This window comes from Nitrospira japonica, from assembly GCF_900169565.1.
GTDB classification, from domain to species: Bacteria; Nitrospirota; Nitrospiria; order Nitrospirales; family Nitrospiraceae; genus Nitrospira_C; species Nitrospira_C japonica_A.
Map to the genome: position 1 here is coordinate 634,982 of NZ_LT828648.1, position 17,414 is coordinate 652,395.

At 59.5% G+C, this 17,414-nt stretch carries 17 protein-coding genes; 8 read left to right on the forward strand and 9 right to left on the reverse strand.

What is annotated here, in order from left to right; translation table 11 throughout:
* Window positions 1-154: 154 nt before the first annotated feature.
* Window positions 155-1,015: a hypothetical protein gene (locus NSJP_RS03125; protein ID WP_155969825.1), complete on the reverse strand. Its 861-nt coding sequence runs from the start codon at window positions 1,013-1,015 to the stop codon at window positions 155-157.
* 221 nt (window positions 1,016-1,236) lie between these two features.
* On the opposite strand from NSJP_RS03125, the gene NSJP_RS03130 reads away from it, so the two are divergent.
* From NSJP_RS03130 to NSJP_RS03145, 4 genes are all read left to right on the forward strand, one after another.
* Window positions 1,237-2,613, forward strand: coding sequence for a two-component system sensor histidine kinase NtrB (locus tag NSJP_RS03130; protein ID WP_172834121.1), 1,377 nt, complete (start codon window positions 1,237-1,239; stop codon window positions 2,611-2,613).
* Between the two features lie 5 nt (window positions 2,614-2,618).
* Complete coding sequence (locus tag NSJP_RS03135; protein ID WP_080885479.1) at window positions 2,619-4,007, forward strand: sigma-54-dependent transcriptional regulator; 1,389 nt, start codon at window positions 2,619-2,621, stop codon at window positions 4,005-4,007.
* A gap of 284 nt (window positions 4,008-4,291) precedes the next feature.
* Window positions 4,292-5,002 carry a hypothetical protein gene (locus NSJP_RS03140; RefSeq protein WP_080885480.1) on the forward strand — a complete coding sequence of 237 codons (711 nt, stop codon included), beginning with the start codon at window positions 4,292-4,294 and terminating at the stop codon, window positions 5,000-5,002.
* A 79-nt stretch (window positions 5,003-5,081) separates the two neighbouring features.
* On the forward strand, window positions 5,082-6,350 hold the full coding sequence (locus NSJP_RS03145; RefSeq protein WP_080885481.1) for an MFS transporter: 1,269 nt from the start codon (window positions 5,082-5,084) through the stop codon (window positions 6,348-6,350).
* Between the two features lie 353 nt (window positions 6,351-6,703).
* Here NSJP_RS03145 and NSJP_RS03155 read toward each other — a convergent pair whose 3' ends face one another.
* Both NSJP_RS03155 and NSJP_RS03160 read right to left on the reverse strand, forming a co-directional pair.
* Window positions 6,704-7,171 carry a c-type cytochrome gene (locus NSJP_RS03155; RefSeq protein WP_231989473.1) on the reverse strand — a complete coding sequence of 156 codons (468 nt, stop codon included), beginning with the start codon at window positions 7,169-7,171 and terminating at the stop codon, window positions 6,704-6,706.
* Between the two features lie 75 nt (window positions 7,172-7,246).
* Entirely contained in the window at window positions 7,247-7,765 is a 519-nt protein-coding gene (locus NSJP_RS03160) for a DUF1264 domain-containing protein (protein WP_231989474.1), read from the reverse strand.
* 849 nt (window positions 7,766-8,614) lie between these two features.
* Here NSJP_RS03160 and NSJP_RS03170 point away from each other — a divergent pair.
* Window positions 8,615-8,860 (forward strand): ImmA/IrrE family metallo-endopeptidase, encoded by a 246-nt coding sequence (locus tag NSJP_RS03170; RefSeq protein WP_080885485.1) that lies wholly within the window; start codon window positions 8,615-8,617, stop codon window positions 8,858-8,860.
* On the opposite strand, the gene NSJP_RS03175 is transcribed toward NSJP_RS03170, so the two are convergent.
* Entirely contained in the window at window positions 8,857-9,354 is a 498-nt protein-coding gene (locus tag NSJP_RS03175; protein ID WP_080885486.1) for an EVE domain-containing protein, read from the reverse strand. The two genes, NSJP_RS03170 and NSJP_RS03175, sit on opposite strands and share 4 nt — an antisense overlap.
* A gap of 80 nt (window positions 9,355-9,434) precedes the next feature.
* On the opposite strand from NSJP_RS03175, the gene NSJP_RS03180 reads away from it, so the two are divergent.
* Window positions 9,435-10,247, forward strand: coding sequence for a YdcF family protein (locus tag NSJP_RS03180; RefSeq protein ID WP_080885487.1), 813 nt, complete (start codon window positions 9,435-9,437; stop codon window positions 10,245-10,247).
* A 47-nt stretch (window positions 10,248-10,294) separates the two neighbouring features.
* Here the strand turns inward: NSJP_RS03180 and NSJP_RS03185 are convergent, their stop codons facing one another.
* Complete coding sequence (locus tag NSJP_RS03185; protein WP_080885488.1) at window positions 10,295-10,657, reverse strand: hypothetical protein; 363 nt, start codon at window positions 10,655-10,657, stop codon at window positions 10,295-10,297.
* 229 nt (window positions 10,658-10,886) lie between these two features.
* Here NSJP_RS03185 and NSJP_RS03190 point away from each other — a divergent pair, with 229 nt between their 5' ends.
* A complete protein-coding gene (locus NSJP_RS03190; protein ID WP_080888495.1) occupies window positions 10,887-11,669 on the forward strand; it encodes a YkgJ family cysteine cluster protein in 783 nt (260 codons plus the stop codon).
* Between the two features lie 78 nt (window positions 11,670-11,747).
* Window positions 11,748-12,368, forward strand: a complete 621-nt coding sequence (gene thrH, locus NSJP_RS03195) for a bifunctional phosphoserine phosphatase/homoserine phosphotransferase ThrH (protein WP_080885489.1) — start codon at window positions 11,748-11,750, stop codon at window positions 12,366-12,368.
* A gap of 74 nt (window positions 12,369-12,442) precedes the next feature.
* Here the strand turns inward: thrH and NSJP_RS03200 are convergent, their stop codons facing one another.
* The 4 genes from NSJP_RS03200 to NSJP_RS03215 form a co-directional block, all read right to left on the reverse strand.
* The gene (locus NSJP_RS03200; RefSeq protein WP_231989475.1) at window positions 12,443-14,146 is read right to left on the reverse strand and encodes an alginate export family protein; all 1,704 of its coding nucleotides are present in this window, start codon (window positions 14,144-14,146) and stop codon (window positions 12,443-12,445) included.
* Window positions 14,147-14,286: 140 nt separating this feature from the next.
* Window positions 14,287-14,793: a hypothetical protein gene (locus tag NSJP_RS03205; protein WP_080885491.1), complete on the reverse strand. Its 507-nt coding sequence runs from the start codon at window positions 14,791-14,793 to the stop codon at window positions 14,287-14,289.
* A 255-nt stretch (window positions 14,794-15,048) separates the two neighbouring features.
* Complete coding sequence (locus NSJP_RS03210; RefSeq protein WP_080885492.1) at window positions 15,049-16,620, reverse strand: sigma-54-dependent Fis family transcriptional regulator; 1,572 nt, start codon at window positions 16,618-16,620, stop codon at window positions 15,049-15,051.
* 296 nt (window positions 16,621-16,916) lie between these two features.
* Window positions 16,917-17,339 carry a hypothetical protein gene (locus NSJP_RS03215; protein ID WP_080885493.1) on the reverse strand — a complete coding sequence of 141 codons (423 nt, stop codon included), beginning with the start codon at window positions 17,337-17,339 and terminating at the stop codon, window positions 16,917-16,919.
* Window positions 17,340-17,414: the final 75 nt, after the last annotated feature.

Below are 17,414 nucleotides of genomic sequence, written 5' to 3' on the forward strand. Positions count from 1 at the left end.
TGACTCTCTGTACAAGACTATTCATGCGGTCAAACCGAGAACTCGTGCCGTAGACTAATCGACCGCGTCTTCTCTCAAGTCCGAGAGACTGCTCTTATCGAATCCGCGCACATTCTGTCCTGAAAATGGCGGGCAGGCTCGTGGACCCATTCCGTCATTTTGAAGGATGGTCGTAGTAAGTAATCGTTCGGCGAGTTATCTCGACGGATGTTTCCTCGCCGCGCGGGACGACGGGATGCTGTACCGTCCGCGCGGTCCAGTTTCCCTGTGCGTCGTATTCATAACTCGACGCACGCGTCCCGTTCAATGACGAGTCCGCCAAGTTCGTCGTCTCCTCAAGAATCTGGTTGCCCTGCCAGTCGTATCGATACGACACCTTGCGTTCCAAGGTCCCGTCCGGTCGGAGTTCCGACTCTTCCGCAAGCCGCCCGTGCTCGTCATAGCGATACCCGGTCGAGGAGATCGCGCCGTTGTTTTTGTAGTTTCGCCTGAGGGTCATCCTGCCGTGCGAATCGAATTCATGCGTCCGTTTGAACAGGGAACGAAGCCGATAAGACAGATCCTCCTGTACCCGTCCCGCGTCGTCGTATGTATACAGCGTCAGGGACGAGAACGTACCGCACATGCTGTACGAAGCTTCCGCGAGAACCTTTCCATCCTGATCGTAGGCATACACCCGGGAAAGATATCGGTACCCGTCCCCCTCGTCGATCATATCGCGCTGGCGACGGCCCTGGGCATCGTATTCATACACCACTCTTTCCATCCGTTCGCCGACGTCCGGCTGATCGGCGGGCGGAGCGTTGCGCGTCACCGTCTCAAGTAGGATTCCGTCACGGCTGTATGTGTTGGTGACGCTCGTCCCTCCCGTCGTACTGACGACACGATGAACCAGCCCGACCAGACCGTCTCGTTCCCGATCGGAAGCCTGCCGCGCCGCAGCGCCGCCCAAGACAAGGCTTGCGACTAGGACTCCCGCCATGAATGTCCAGCCGTATGCGGCGCGTACGTTCACAAAACTCTCCTCACCACGCTCCCCATGTCCATAGTCGTCACCGTCGTCCGCGTCAAACCGATATCGGCCACGGCTACAGTGTATCGGGACCTGCCGATACACTGTACACCGTTCGAGCGTCGGGACTTTGCGAAATTTCCACCCTCGGGCGACCGCCCTTTCACGGCATGAGTCTTGTTTCTTGGTTCAGACCCGGCGAAACTGTGAAGGAGGTCGTCTACATGTCATCCGCATGGGGCACAAGGATACAGGCTGCGTTGGCGATGGCCCTGTTTCTGGGGTCGCTCGGCACGCTGCTGTACAATTCCTATGCGGCCACGACACTCCCTCAACATGAGTTGCAAGCCCGGACCTCCTTGCAAGCGGTCAGTCGCCTGCTGGCCGATGCCGCGGAATCCGTCCTGCCAAAATCTCCGGCACGGAGTCCGCAACAATTGGACGACCTGCACGCGGCATTGCTGCCCGTGACCAATCGAGTCCTCGCAACGTTTTCAGGCGTGGAAGGCGGCTTTTACCTCCGAGACGCCGACCGGTTCGCCGGGTACGGATTTCCGACCGCCGACGGCCATCATCCCGTAGACGTCCGCCGGACGGATCCACCGCCGCTGGAGACGCCGCTGATACGGGTTCAAGCCCTGCAAAGCCTGTCGGAGCAGACCCCCCTGTTCAGTGTCCGCGACGTGGGACCCAGCCGGGTCATGGTGGTGACGCAGGCCGTCGGCACGGCTCGTCCGGCGCCGGCGGTGACCTGGGCGATGCTTCGCCTGACCGGTCCCGAACAGCTCGGAGGCCAGCTTCGCCGCTATCAGGTATCGGTCGGTCTGGCGCTGGCCGGATTTCTCTGTTCACTGGCGCTCGCGTTCACGCTCACCCGGTCATTGGCGGGGCAGAGAACGGCCCAAGAGCAACTGCGAGAAGAGCTGCGCCGGTCGGAACAGCTCGCATCGCTTGGAAAGCTCCTCGCCGGATTGGCCCATGAAATCAGGAATCCCCTGGCCGGCATCCGTTCGACGGTTCAACTCTGGCAGCGGATGCGCGATCCGGCCAAGATGACGGGCTCTCTGGAGGCGGTCGTCGAGGCCACGGCACGCCTGGACGAGATCCTGACGCGGCTTCTGCATTTCGCCAGAACGGAACATGCGGAACGCCGGCCGCTGCAGGTCAACGACTTGGTGGTCGAGACCTTCCGGTTGTTGGACGCTCACGCTCAGGATCAGCATGTCGTCCTTGAATCCGACCTTGCGCCAACCCTGCCTCCGGTCACCGGCTCCCCGAGTTCCCTGCGCCAGGTGCTGCTGAACCTTGCCACCAACGCGCTTCAGGCGATGCCGAGCGGAGGCACGCTCCGCTGCCGCACCCGCCACGACAAGCCGGCCGGCATGGTCGAGGTCACGATCGCCGATACCGGCTCCGGCGTGTCACAATCGGATCGTCAGCACCTCTTCGAACCGTTTTTTACGACCCGTCCGGAAGGGACCGGATTGGGATTGGCCTTGTGCCGCGAGATCCTCACGCAACACGGGGGACTCATCGAGCTCATGACCCGACAGGAACCAGGCGCGACGTTCCGCATTCTCCTTCCGGTTCGCGAAAGGTAATCCCTATGCCGACGCCTCTTGCTTCAGACACGATTCTCGTCGTCGACGACGATCCGGTCATCCGAAGAAATCTCCGGACCCTCTTGGAATCCGAAGGGTATCGCGTCATGGAGGCGGATAACGGGGTCGCGGCCGCCGGTATGCTGGACGACCCGGCCATTGCCCTCGTGTTGCTGGACCTCAAGATGCCCGGAGGATCCGGTCTGGATTTGCTGCGGGATTCCCAGGACCGCTTGGACGAGCGCCCCGTCATCGTCCTGACGGCGCTGGGCGGGAGCAGCGCAGCGATCGAAGCCATGAAACTGGGAGCGTACGACTATATTACCAAGCCGTTCGACTTGGACGAAGTGTTGTACACCGTACGCCGCGCGCTTGCCCAAACGGCGCTGGTGGCTCAGGTGCGGGCCCTGACGAGCGACGACCGGGACTCGGCCCTCCCGGATGACGAACTCATCGGGCACAGTCCCGAGATGCTGGAGGTCTTCAAGACCATCGGAAAGGTCGCCGCGACGACGGAACCTGTCTTGATTCTTGGAGAGAGCGGAACCGGGAAAGAACTGGTCGCCAACGCTCTTCGGAGAAATTCGTCGCGCGCACAGGCGCCGTTCGTCAAGGTGAACTGCGCCGCCATCGGTCCGACCCTGCTGGAGAGCGAGTTCTTCGGCCATGAGCGCGGGGCCTTTACCGGCGCGGTGGCGAGACGGATCGGACGGTTCGAACAGGCGAACGGAGGGACGCTCTTTCTCGACGAGATCGGCGATCTGGATCTCGACCTCCAGGCCAAACTGCTGCGCGCGATCCAGCACGGGCAATTCGAGCGCGTGGGCGGCCATCAAACCCTCACCTCGGACGTCCGAATCATCGCGGCCACGAATCGCCCCCTCCACGCCATGACTACCGAGGGCCGTTTCCGGGAAGATCTCTACTATCGATTGAACGTCGTGACCATCGAGATGCCCCCGCTGCGGGCACGGGGAGAGGACATCATCCTGCTGGCGAAGTATCTGATCGGCCAGCTCGCGGGCAAGTATCGGTGGCCGCAGCTGGCATTGTCTCCGGATGCACAGCAGATTCTCCGTCAGCAATCATGGCCGGGCAACGTCCGCGAATTGCAGAACGTGCTGGCGCGAGCGGCCATCCTGACGAGGGGTCGGCCGATCCAGCCGGGTGATCTCCGCGTCACGGAGCCGGCGCCCCAGGGCGCCGCATCGGACTCTCACGCAAGGCCCTCTCTGCTCCTGAAAGACATTCTGGCGGAGACCGAGCGGCGCGTGATCCAACAGGCCTTGGAACAGACCTCGTGGAATCGCACACACGCCGCCCGTCTGTTGGGCATCAGCCGGCGGCAACTCTTCGACAAGATTCATGAGTATGGCCTCGAGCACAAGACCTGAGTTCATGGGCACGGTTCCCCCGCCACGGGGGATTCCTTCCCGCCTGCACGCCGTTCTCTCACCCCCGGGTTGCCCACTCGTCGAAGACCCAACGGCTGTAGCGTCCTCATCAAACTGATCGGAATTCATCGGTTTCTCGTTCCCAGCAGCTCTGACAGAACCGTGATCGCCGTCACGATCATTCGTGGCTCGGCCATTGCTCATGACCGTTATCAGATGACATGGGAAGACGCCCAAATTATCGAGGTCGATTGCGCAGTCGAGAGAGCGCAAAGGAGGGTACCATGAGATACGTCCAACGCTTGGTCAACATTTCCGTCATCGGGACGGGGATCGTTCTGTTCGGTCTGCCGGTCGGTTACGCGCCGGCGCAACCGGCGGCTCCTCCGGCCGGTGCTGTTTCTGCGGTTCCCGATCCATCACGTTCGACCGTGAGCGGGACCATCGCCCAATACCTGATGAATCATCATGGGGACATCGACGGCCTCCTGCTCGAGGACGGCCTGCAAGTTCACGTACCTCCTCACATGGCAAAGGAATTGGCGGCCACCGTCAAACCCCATGATGCCGTGACGATCCAAGGGTACCGAAGCCCGGACGGCCCGGTCATCGCCTCCCCTGTCATTACCAATACCAAGACTGGCCGGTCGCTCACGGAACATGAACCGGGTCCGTTCGACCGGCCCATTCTTCCCCCGCACGTGAAGGACATGTTCCTGGCCGAGAAACACACGCATGGTATCGTGCAGACCCTGTTGTACGGGCCGCGCGGAGAGATCAACGGCGTCGTGTTGGATAACCATGCCATCGTCCACATCCCACCTCACGCGACCCAGCAGACGGCGAGCCTGCTCCAACCGGGGCATTCCATCGACGCCGTGGGATACGGGACCGAAAACCACTACGGATTGGCCATCGAGGCGACTGCCGTGGGAGCGACCGGATCCCCACTGACGCCCATCCCGCAGCCCGGCTCCGCCGAACTTCGCCGATAGCACCGGACGGTCCTTAACAAGGCGAGCCCGGTCATGGTCCGGGCCCGCGCCTAAAACGGATCGACTGAAGAGGGGCCGTATGCCGACGGAGAAGATCCGGCCGCCCAGCAGACAAAGTCTCCGCGCCCTCGACGCGCTGAACGTATTGCTCGCGGACGTGCGAGACGGCGTCGGACCGTACCTTGCGATCTACCTGCTCACCGCGCAGCAATGGGACCCGGCGAGCGTCGGTGTCGCTATGTCGGCCATGGGGATTTCGTCCGTGCTGGCCCAGACTCCCTGCGGTATGCTGATCGACGCACTCAAACAGAAACGGCTCTTGATTGCACTAGCCGCGCTGTTCGTCGGCGCCGGCTGCGCGGCATTAACCCGTGTCTCGACATTCGACTTCGTCATCGCGGTACAGGCGCTCAATGGAGTCGCTGCCGCCATCTTCCCTCCGGCGGTGGCCGCGATTACGTTGGGGCTCGTCGGCCCAAAGAGGTTCGCCGTCCGCACGGGGCGCAACGAGGCCTTCAACCACGCCGGCAATGTCGGAGCGGCGGCGCTGGCCGGAGCGGCGGGGCATTTTCTCGGTCTACAGTGGATTTTCTTCCTCGTCTCGGGAATCGCCGTCGCGAGCGTCATTTCCGTCTGGTTCATACGAGAGGAGGATATCGACCACGACCTGGCGCGAGGAGCAGTTCCCCATGTCTCTCCGGAACAAGGAGACGGACAAGCGGGGCTTTTCTCCGGATTCCGGGCACTACTCCATAACCGTATTCTGCTGATTTTTGCGCTCAGTACCACCCTCTTCCATTTCGCCAATGCGGCAATGTTGCCCTTGGCAGGGCAACTGCTGTCCCGCCATGACGAAGCCGGTGCGCCCCTGTACATGACCGCCTGCATCATCGCCGCCCAGATCGTCATGATTCCTGTCGCCGCCGCAGCGGGAATTCTAGCGGAGCGTTGGGGCCGCAAACCGGTTCTATGTATCGGCTTCGCCGCCCTGCCGATCCGTGGATTCCTGTATACGCTCAGCGATGATTCATGGTTTATCGTCGTGGTCCAATTGCTGGATGGAATTGGCGCGGGAGTATTGGGCGTGTTATGGGTCACCGTCGTCGCCGATCTGACCCAGGGATCGGGCAACTACAACCTCGCCCTCGGCGCCATTGCCACCGCACAAGGTATCGGAGCGGCGTTCAGCCATCTCACTGCGGGATATGTCGTCAACGGATGGGGATATCAGACTGGATTTGTAGTCTTGGCCGTCATTGCGGGCTTCGCTCTGGCTCTGCTCCTTAGAGCGATGCCGGAGACAGGCTGGTCACACGAAATGGAGGACACGCGGCTGGCGGAAGCCTGACTGGTATACGCACGTGCACCACGGCAGGGACTTCGCCAGATCAGGGGAACTCAGGCGTGCCGATGATCGTGGGAACCGTGGTCGCCCTGGTGGTCATGATCGTGCTCGCCCTTTTCACCGTGACCGTGCTCATGAGCATGCTGATGGTGATGCGCATGGGTATGGCTCCCGGACGCCCCGTGCGTGTGAGGATGCGTATGCTCGTGCGTATGATCGTGAGCGCCTTTCATAAGGTCCCCCCCAGGGCTGAATCATTGTACCCGTGACGTGGATTGTATCATAGCCGGTGGAATTGCCCAGACAAGACCCTGATCTGGACGAGCCAGCGTCCCCTTCTTGCCCTGCTTACCCTGTCATCGACCGAATGAACGGACGTAGAGCAGGACCTGCCAGGCTTCTTCCTCCGTGAGCACCAGCGGAATGAAGGAAGCCATGTCGGTTCCGGGACTGCCGTGCTTGAGAATCCACAACAGCTCCCCGTCGGTCCTGGCAGCCTGCCACAGTTTGTCGGTGAAATTGCGCGGCAGCTTTCCGACGAGCCCCGGGATATCGCCAAAGCCTTTGCCGTCGCGGCCATGACAGGTGACGCAGAAAGCCTTCCCCTGGAACAACGCCTTTCCCTTGTCGATGTTGTCTTCCGTGGCCTCGAAGGGATTTTTCCACCCTCGCGCCTCCTCCATCTGATCGGTCGGCACTCGCGGTTTGAGGACCGCTTCATCCGTACCCATAGCCGGCGTCGTCCAGCCCAAGCCACCCGCAAGGCCCATCGTGACGAGGAGCCGCCGGGCGAATCCGGCTCGGTGGAAGAAAAAACCGGCCATTAGCTTTCCCTGTTCACTTCACCGGCCGGGAGCCGGCTCGACCGACGATCGGTCTGCCGGCTCCCGACGCCGCCGTTACTTGTCTGAATGCCCCGGGAACTTGTGGCCGACCGACTGCGGAAACGACACGGTTCCATCAGGGAATTCCAAGCCCGGCTGCCAGAGATGATAGATGACGCCGTCCGTTTCCATGGCGGCCTCAGCCACCTTCGCGGCCTGATCGTCTGGCATGTCTAGTACCTTGACGCGCCCCGTCGCGATTTCCACCCGATGGTCATGGAAATAGCGATGCCACTGAATTGCAGGAAGCTTTCTCGTCAGGTCCTTCGCAACGAAATATTCGATGCCGACCAACTTGGCCTTGGGATCGGTCGACTCAAAAAGCAGGCATTGGAAGACCTTGTCGGAAACCGGCTTGCAGTAATGATGGTATGGTCCCCCGGGCTCTCCGTTGGCCATCACATGAGGAGCGATGACATGAATGTCATACCCGTCGGCCGGTGATTTTGGTTCACCGGCGACCGCTTCCGTGAGAAGCAGCCAAGCCGATCCGATCACCGCAAGCACGAACACAGTGAGCATTCGCTGTTTCATGACCATGCACCTCCTGTAATGAGTGATTGTACGGCGCCACCACATGCCGGCCGGTCTTTCAACGAGGTTGGGGGACCGGTATACCCTGAGAGTCATCCCATTGACAAAGGATTCGGTAAGGTTTTATCCCCATTTTTGCCGATTCCGCAACCGTCCGTCTTCCGTTACGGCATCGGCAATAGTCGGCATGTGTGGGAAACAGACCCCCCGGAAGCTAAAAAAAGCGGAGAAAAACGAAAAATAATGTATCCACAGCTATCTAAAGCGTCTAGGGGGCTTCCCAGTGGCCCGTTTTTATTTTAAGATTTACCCTAGGTCCATTTGCAGGGGGCGCACCGTAGGCCCATTCGTACATAAGGAATCATTATGCCTAAGCGTCATAAGTCTATGTCAGAATTCGCACATAGCACATTGTCCCTCACCGAATTCCTCGAGGAAGATCCGGATCTGGATATCGTCGAGCAGATTTTCATTGAAAATCACATATATGTGGTCCGTTCTGCCTATGGGGCTTGGAAGAGGCGCCATCCGAGCGAGCGCAATCACACCGGGGAATCCTCAAAAAAGAGGAGTTCCTGAATTACGTCATTTGTCGGGCTGAATGGCACGACTCTTCTCGACAGCCGGTGTGGGGCGGACAACCGGTGTGTGTGTCACCGCACAATTATAATGCGGATTTTTCTGCCTGGTGACAGCAGAACTCCACACGTGTCTTGTTGATCAGTCCCAATCCACGCTGAAAGCTGCTCTCATACCCGGATGACGTAACCATCTGATATCAGAGGCAACGTCGCGTGACCGACGGAATACCATTTGTGATAGGCTGTCTGAGGCCACAGGAGCCGATCCATGCGTATCCCGTCGCGAGTGGTCTTTCCATTCGGTTATCGAATATCAGTACGCCAGCTGTCCGATTCTGAAATGGATCGGCGTGATCCCAATGCGGACGGCATCTGGGATGACGAGCTCAAGATCATCTACCTACGAAAGCGACTCCCGGTCACCAGGCGACGGTACATCCTCGCCCATGAGCTGGGCCATGCCTGGCTGGATTGGCAGCACCGTCATCTCGACAACGGAAAGGCCAAGAGCTAGCCGGTCTTTCTATTTTTCTTTCCCACACCGGCCAATTCCAGAATGCAATTCCATTCCGACGGTGTCACGGGCTGGACGGATAATCGAGATCCTTTCCTCAACAGTTCCATCCGCTTGAGGTCCGGCTCTCCCCGCAATCGGTCCAAGGAGAGGGACACAGGGAACTCCCTCCGATAGCCAAGATCCACCATGTCCCAACGTGGAGCGGATTTCGAACTGCCGGGATCATAGTGATGGCTGGATTTGTCGAACTGCGTGTCATCGGCATAGGCCGTGCGCACCACCTCCGCAATACCGACGATGCAAGGCGGATCGGCATTGCTATGGTAGAACAGTACCTGGTCGCCCAGTACCATCTGCCGCATATAGTTCCTGGCTTGGTAGTTACGCACTCCGTCCCATGAGGTGCGCTGTTTGGGAGACTTGGCCAAATCCCGAATGGAAAAGACACTCGGTTCCGACTTGACCAACCAGTATCGTCGTGATGCGCTCATTCGACACTCCTCACGGGCCATGATATCCCGTGCGTTCAGGTCTATATTCTCGCAAGAGCCCTACCCTATCGAGGTCATTCATGGAACTGACGCCGTTCCTGTTCGGACTCTATAAGACGGCCAAGTATGTCCTCTATCCATTGAGCTGGGTGGTCATCCTTTTGACCATGACGACGTGGCTGCTGCTGCTCCCGTCCACCCCGTCGAGATTGCGCTGGGCCCGGATCGGCTCATGCGCCTGTCTCTTCACCCTGCTCCTCATCTCCAGCCCGCTCCTTTCCTCGCAATTCATCGGCATGCTCGAAGCCGTCTATCCGGCGACACCGGAACCCGCACAACGTCCTTTTGATGCGATCGTCGTGTTGGGTGGGGGCATTCTCGATCGCGGCACGCTGCGCCCGAGCGTCGATCTCACCTCCCTATCTCGCGAGCGAACCACCTGCGGGGCCGATTTGTATCTCCGCGGCTATGCCTCAAAATTGGTCGTGACCGGAGGAGATGCCAGCGTCTTCGGATCCGGCCCCATCGAAGCGGTCGAAATGAAGCGATGGGCAAATCGGCTGGGTGTGCCGGATGACGTCATCCTCATCGACAATACGGCCAGAAACACCTATGAGAATGCGACGGCAACCCATCGACTGTTGCAGGATGCCTCGATCGTCCTGGTGAGTTCGGCAAGTCATCTTCCACGCGCCGCCGCACTGTTCAAGAAACAGGGTTTTCGGGTCACGCCGGTGCCGTGCGGATATTTTTCCAGGAACCGACCGGGAGACGTCGCGGAAGACTTGACCCTGTTCCAACTCCTGCCCGCCGACTCGGCCATCTCCCACACAAGGGAAGCGGTCGTGGAAACCATGGGGGCCTTCTTCCATCGTCTGATGGGACAGCTCTGAGCCGCGGCCGGCAGCGGACCCGCCCGCATCCGCTCATCCGATGACCCCTACGTTCTCCCTTCAAGAAAATCCACCAGCGCCCGATAGGTGAGCTCGCGGATGCGTGCCTTGGATTGTGTCGAGTCGTTGCTGTTGAGTTCCAGCCAGACCCGTTGACTGACCCAGTTACGCCCTTCGTTGCACTGAGTCCACATGTCATGAAGAAAATCAGCCGGCAGTCCGACCTGCATGCCTTCGGACTCGATGCGATCGTCGAGTATCGCCAAGAGATCCGAGAGTGCCTGGTCCGACCGGTACGGCACGGGCGCAAACCCGAAAGACGCCTCAGCGTCGGATTCCTGCCGAGCCTGCTCGACAAGATCGTGCATATACTCTTTCAATAAACCGATCACGTGCCCCGACCAGGCCATACCCGCTCCTCTTCGACATTATGAGGATTGCCGGATAACGGAGCAAGACGTGTCATGATCATCGTCGATGCAGGATCGGCCTTCCCGGACGCCCGTTGATCGGTTGACCCTCTCGAGGACGGTTACTTATGATGCTGATGAACGGCGGGACGCGAGCGGCGGCAGCCCATTCAATTGAAAGTTTCGGCCCGCACGGATGTTCGTCCGCCGAAGCTCGGAGACGCAGTGCATGACGGAGCGATTTGAGGTCACGTTGAACACGCCGGCCGGCCGTTTAACGACCGCGCTCGACGTGCCGACGGAATTCATTCCGATCACCGCCGTCGTACCGATCGCCCGTCGATTGGGCGAGGAAGCGGGCCACCTCGAGGAATATCAGGCCCGTGAAAGGGGACAGACGATTTCCTGCCGGATGGGCTGCGCCGCCTGTTGCCGTATGCTCGTCCCTGTCTCGCCTCCGGAGGCTTTCGCCCTCAGGCACTATATCGAACAACTTCCCGCCGAACGGCGGATGCGGGTGACCGAGCGTCTCGCGGAAAGCCGGATGACCTTGGAAGCTCATGGATTGTGGGATCGCCTTTGGGCGATCGCCGATGCCGGCAAGGCCGTCTCCGACGAGGAATTGGATCCGCTCAACCGGGCCTATTACGCGCTCCGTCATCCCTGCCCGTTTCTCGAAAACGAGATCTGCGGCATTTATGAGGCCAGACCCGCAGCCTGTCGTGAGCTGCAAGTGACCTCCCCGGCCGAATACTGCGCGGACCTCGTGAACAACCCCGTGGTGGCATTGCCAGTTTCCATGCGGATCGGAACCATCTTGGGACTGTTGTGGGCAAGCGTGACCGGAACATCTCCCAGACTCGTTCCTCTCCCCGTCGCGCTCGACTGGGCCGGCAAGCACAACGGGCCAGCCGGCCGAACGTGGCCCGGATCCCAGTTGATCGATGAACTGCTGGATAAAATGTGGCGTTTTCTTAGCCAGGAATTCGAGGCCAGAAAGGTCAAGCCGTGAGGTTCACGGCCGAACGGATCGGCGCCTCAACTATGCGATCGAAAGTTCCGCGTCTATCCACACAGTGAAAGGAGCAGCATGCAGAAGCCTGTCATCGCCTGTCTAGACCTGGAAGGCGTCCTGGTACCCGAAATTTGGATCAACGTCGCGCAGAAGACCGGCATCGAGGAGTTGAAGATCACCACGCGAGAAATGCCCGATTACGACGCGTTGATGAAACGTCGTCTGGCGATTCTCAAGGAACATAGCCTCGCCATCGCGGATATCCAGGCGGTGATCGACAAGATGGGCCCGCTGGAAGGCGCGCCCGCCTTCGTCGCATGGCTGCGCGAGCGCTGCCAGGTGATCATCCTTTCGGATACGTTCTATCAGTTCGCCTTGCCGCTCATGCGCCAGTTGGACTTTCCGACGCTCTTTTGCAATCAGTTGGAAATCGATCCGCGGGGGAACATTCTCGCGCATCACATGCGGATGCCGAATCAGAAAAAACATTCGGTCGCGGCATTCAAGTCCTTGAACTTCTTCACCATGGCGGCAGGGGACGCGTACAACGATACCGCCATGCTCGGCGAGGCCGACGCGGGATTTTTCTTCCGGCCCCCCGACCATCTTCCGAAGGAATTTCCCCAGTTTCCGGTGACGCAGACCTACAAGGAATTGCAGATGCAGTTCGGCAAGGCGGGGAACCTTCGACCATAAATCCGCACGTGGCAGGTCGGCGTGGCGACGCCGACCGCCGGGGTTCCGGAAGCGGACGCGGTTTCAGCGGTGTGCTAGAAGTTCAACCACAACTGCACGACGCCCCAGTCCTGGTCTTTGTTCGTGCCGAGGTTGTTTCTGACGTAGGCGCCGGAAAAGAAGTGGCCGTAGAGGGCGGACAGGGACACTTTGCCGTCCGCGAACATGCGGGTCCAGGCGACGTCGACTTCGTTGCCCACGTGATTCGTTGTATTGTCGGGCCTCGAAAAGACCAGCACGCTCTGCGATCCCCGATACCAGTTGTCCCGCGCGTTCGGCAGATAGTGCATCTGCGCCCAAAGTTCGACATGGTCACGCCGACTCGGCCTCGCCTGGATATTGACTTGCGGCTGGATCGAATTCTTCCAGGCCGAGTTGAGCATGAACCCGGTATGAATGAAGTTGGTGGGGAAAAAGTTCTCGAATATATTGGCCGTCCGGCAGGCATAACCGGCCTGCGCCGTCCCGCCCACCGAACAGTTTGCGTTTCCGTCTCCGGAAGCATAGTCGAAGCCGATGGCCACGCGAGGCTTCCATTCCCATTCGTACCAGGTATATCCAAGCCAGTTTCGCGTCGCCCAGGCGTTGATGCTGACGTTGCGCTGATTGTCGATCCCCAACCCGTCCGCCATGTGCCCGAACTGCCAGGCGGTTTCGTTGATGGCGTCCCAGTTCCCTCTTCGTAGCTCCGTGCGGTTGCCGATCATGTGCCGAATCTGTTGTGAATGCTTGGGAGTACCAAGACCCTGCGCCGCGTTGTCTGCCGAATTGTAGTTATTCCTGTAATACACATAGAACGGCTCGATCAGAAACCCTGAAACCGACTTCAACTGGTTGTAGAAGATGATCATATCGGCGTCGATATTGGCGCTGCCGTTGTTGAGCGTGTTGCCGCCGGGGTTTGAAATATTATTCTGTACACTGCCTACCGGAGCGGCCTGTCCGATATCGGACTCCGAATTGCGGAACCATCCCAGGTATGAATCGAATTTCTTGGTGCTGTAGCTCATCATGACGCCGTCATGCGAATAGCCGGTGTTGGCCCAATCGAAGTGGCCGAACAGTGAATTGTTGCCGAACACCAAGTATTGCCGGCCCGCCTTCACACCGAGACCCCTGACCCCGGCCAGATCACGGATCAGCATATAGGCGGCCCGGACACCGAGGCGACCGTTGTTTCCGGCGCCGCCGGAGACTGCGCCGTTGTGATTCAAGGGATCGCCGCCGTCCCCGCCGTTCAGGTTGCTGCCGTTGGCGCCCCAGGTCGCGCTGTCGATGATTTCCATGTAAAAATTGACGTCGGGAGACAAATCGTAGCCGACGCCCAGCCGAGCCCACTGCTGGATATAGAAGTCGCTGGCGCTTTTCCCGGGATTGGCCAGACCGGCCTGGCCGTTCGTGCTTGTCGGGCTGGCTCCGCCGGCCCCATTGAAACCGCCGAAACTGTTGCAAGCGCCGCCGATCGGAGACGCGCCACCGAAGCAGGTGCCGTTGCGCCATTCCGGCCGCACCCGGAGGTCGGCCCGCATCCAAAAATTCTTGAGATCGAAGTTCCGGCCGATGGCCGGGTCGTACAGCTCGTAGGCCTCTTTTTGCGGAATGGCTCGCTGAATGCCGTCCTGGTCGACGATGGTCTCGCCCGCGGGGATTTCGAAGGTGGCATCGGCCACGGTCGGCAGACCGGTGACGAAACACGCACCCAGCAGTCCGCACAGGAGTGAGCGCGCCCAGACAGACACTCTGCTCGTCATTCAGCAAACATGGACGGCGAGTGGTCCAACGGATCGTGCTCTTCGTTCCGGAAGCCCAAAAATCCCCGCTGAGAATCGTATGATTCCGAGCGGGGATTCGGCCTGAACGGTGGACGAAGTGCCGATCGTCAGAAGGAAAGACTGGCCCGCTCCTCCATGTCGCGCAAGAACTCCTCCTCCTTGTTCACTTCGGCTTCTCCCTTGGCCCTCACATGCCGATCGCGGGCGTGATACTCGTCCGGAGTGACCCGATAACAGAAGTTCCACAACGCCTCGGCGCTGTGCTCGTCTACCCCGCCCATACGAACCTCCAGCATGGTCATGAACTGATTCACTCCGTCATAGGTGGCACGCCGATCACCGGCTCGATAGCGGTTCCGCACCTTGATCATTTGATCGAGATACGGCTGATAATTCCCCTCGATCACCTGCTTATCGGCCAACGTTTGATAGGTGAGCACCTGTCCCATCAATTCTTCGACCCACGCCGTCGACTTCTGGTCGCTGAGCCACAGCACCGGCTGACCCTGACCGGTCACATCCGTGGAGGCGGCCGATGCCGCCTGCGCACCCATCACTGTCGCCGCACTGAACACCGCCAGGGCAAGATAGCGTCCGCATCGTTCGAGTTTCATGATTCCTCCATCACGGCTTGATGTTGAGTCGAGTGTGCAATGCTGATTTACCAATGTGCATCAGCAATGATGGTGCCAAACACAATAAATGCTACATCATTGAAAAACTTGTACCTTTTACAAATAATGTGGAAGCGATGCTCGCGTGACGTTATATAAAACGGTGGCGCACCGTTAATAAAAACGGTTACCGGGCTCTATCATTTTCGGCGTGGTCGTGGTTACCGCTGGAAGGCGAAATTCACAAGACAGGTATCAGCCGGGCGACAGGCCGCTGGGCAGGTTTGTCGCATCTGACGTTTTGGCGGAAGGGCGGCGAATACCAAGCTTTCGGAGCCGGCTACGCAGTGTCTCAGGATTCATTCCCAGCAGCTCGGCTGCACCGCCTTCTCCATAGATCCGCCATCCGGCTTTTTCCAAAACTTCCACGATGTGGTTGCGCTCGACCATGCCCAGCTTCAGGGGATTCTCTTTGGAAAGAGGCGGCGCAAGAGGCGGCTTCGATAAGATCCCATCGCCGATCTCCACCAAACCGGACTGCGCGAGAATGGCGGCCCGTTCGATCACGTTTTCAAGCTCTCGGACATTCCCCGGCCAGCTGTGCGACAGCAGCTTATCGAGTGACTGAGGATCGAACCGGAGGCCCGGCCGCTTCGCCCCTTTGCCCACACGCGTCAAGAAGTGCTGGGCGAGCAACGGAATATCCTCGAGCCGCTCGCGAAGAGGGGGGATCGAGATCGGAAAAATATTGAGCCGATAATACAAGTCGGCCCGAAACGTGCCCTTCTGCACGGCCACGGCCAAATCCGCATTGGTCGCCGTCACCAACCGCACGTCGACCTCCACCGGCCGCGTGCCGCCCACCCGGTCGACAATGCCGTCTTGCAACACCCGCAGGAGCTTGGCCTGCATTTCCAAGGGCATCTCGCCGATCTCGTCCAAGAAGAGCGTGCCTGTGCTGGCGAGTTCGAAGCGGCCGGGGCGACGCTGATCAGCTCCCGTAAACGCGCCTCGTTCGTGCCCGAATAACTCACTTTCGACGAGGCCGGCGGGAAGTGCGGCACAATTGACCCGGACGAACGGCCGATTTCTGCGGGGGCTCAAGTCATGGACCGCTCTCGCCACAACCTCTTTTCCGGTGCCTGTTTCACCCAACAGCAACACCGTCGCAGCCGTTCCGGCCACCGTTCGAACGAGATCCAGGACCTTCTGAAACACGGGAGATTTTCCGATGAGCTGCTGGGGAATGCGACTGGCTTTGACCTCCGCGGCCAGATACTCATTTTCGTGCTGAAGCTGTTCGGTCAGCCGCTTGATCCGTTCGTAGGCCTGCACGTGGTCGATGGCATACGCGATCTGCGTCGCCACCTGTTGCAGGAATTTGAGGTCCACCGGCTCCGCCTCGCCGGATTGGATGCTGCCGATATTGAGAGTCCCGAGGCAGCGGTCTCGTATCATCAACGGAAGATTGATCATCCGTCCCAACCCTTCCCGGACGTAGTACTCGTCTTCCAGAAATTCCTGTTTGTGCTGCAGGTTGGAACGCACATGCACGCGCCGGTTCGTATACACCCATCCCACGGCGCTTCCCTCAAAGGGAATGATCGCGTCGGAACGCAACGCCGGTTCGGCCATGTGCATCGCCACGGCATAAAACCGAAACGTATTGGACGCAGGCTCGTATAGGGTGATCCCCGCGCGGTCCCATGGAATCACCGCGTGAATCTGCTCGGCAATCACCTGCCAGAGGCTCTCGAGATCCCGCTGAGAATTGAGGACGTTTGTCACCTCGAGCAGCGTCTCAAAACTTAATTCGGCTCGTCTCATACGGCGTCGCCTGCGTTCGGCTTGCTTGAATGCACATTTCGTGGAGTCATCGTCGCGATCACGACAGGATGGACTGACGAGCACTATACCCGAGCCTGGAGAAATGATGGAAGAGGGTGAGGACTTCCGGAGGATCTGACGTTGGGGAATCGGTCTCAACCCGTGCCCGGTCGATCACGGGTAGTAAGTGCCCTCGCAGGAAGAGAAAAAACCCCGCTGAGAATCGGATGACTCTCAGCGGGGTTTTTTCACTCACGCGGGACGCGCAGCTTGCGCGTCCCGTGGCTCACAACGCCCTATGGCGCGACGTAGCTGCCGAACTTCGGCGCCTTATCGCAGGGCGCGTCGGTCTTGCTGGCTGTCTGGCACAGATTGTACAAGGCCCCCTGCGCCTTCAGGCGGGCTTCCTTGTGCATACTGCCCTTGCCGAAATCCACCGCCATCTCCAGCAGGTGAACGGCTCGGGCATTGCCGCCGGATTTCGCCTCGGTCAATGCCTGCTGCAATTTCTCCGTTGCGCTGGCGATGACCGACACATCCGCCCCCCAACGCTTATTGAGGTCGACGGTCGTCCGTCTGCCGAGCCCGGGAGCGTCGGTCAGTTCAACGATCGCGTCGTTGGTCAGAGATATGGCATCAGCCTGAACCACCGGCACCGTAACCAAGCTCATTCCCGCGAGGGCCATTCCACCCAGTACGTACATCAATGTATGTTTCATAGACGGTCTCCCTTTGCTATGACGAATGACGGGTGACGAGTGAAGGATTCATGTTCCCTACGATTCCTCGTCCCT